This is a genomic window from Streptomyces sp. SID13031 (assembly GCF_010548305.1).
In the GTDB taxonomy this organism is placed as follows: domain Bacteria; phylum Actinomycetota; class Actinomycetes; order Propionibacteriales; family Kribbellaceae; genus Kribbella.
This window is the reverse complement of the sequence record NZ_JAAGLV010000077.1, coordinates 1-447: the sequence shown is the minus strand read 5'-3', so window position 1 is coordinate 447 and position 447 is coordinate 1. Positions and strand designations below refer to the sequence as shown.

The 447-nt window shown below is 68.2% G+C and carries 1 protein-coding gene; it reads right to left on the bottom strand.

What is annotated here, in order from left to right:
- Positions 1-447, bottom strand: a 447-nt coding sequence (locus G3I17_RS39305; RefSeq protein WP_275402666.1) for an alkaline phosphatase family protein, incomplete at both ends; no start/stop codon positions are given.

The following is a 447-nucleotide window of genomic DNA, read 5'->3' as shown; positions in this document are numbered from 1 at the left end:
ATCGTCTTGAAGGTCGTGAAGAACTCGATGTTGTTGTCGGTGAAGTTCTCCCACTCCGTGTACGTCTGCCAGCTGTGGCCGGCCCTCTCCAGCCGCTCCGCGTACGTCGGCCACGCGTAGCCGGGGTGGGTGCCCTCGGCGTACGCGGCGTTGGTGACGGCCCGGCTGCCGTCGGCCTCGAAGCCGGTCCAGCCGCTCCACAGGTGGTTGCGGTTCGGGCTCGTCGACGTATGGATCGAGGAGTGGTAGGCGTCGCAGATGGTGAAGGTGTCCGCGAGTTCGTAGTGCAGCGGCAGGTCCCGGCGGTCGTAGTGGGCCATGGTGGCGGCGGTCTTGGCCGACACCCAGCCGTCCATCCAGCCCTCGTTCCAGGCCTTGGCGCCGCCGCCCCACGAGTGGTCCAGGTCCCCGATGTACTGGAGGTCCTTCTGCTGCGCCGCGGCGGCG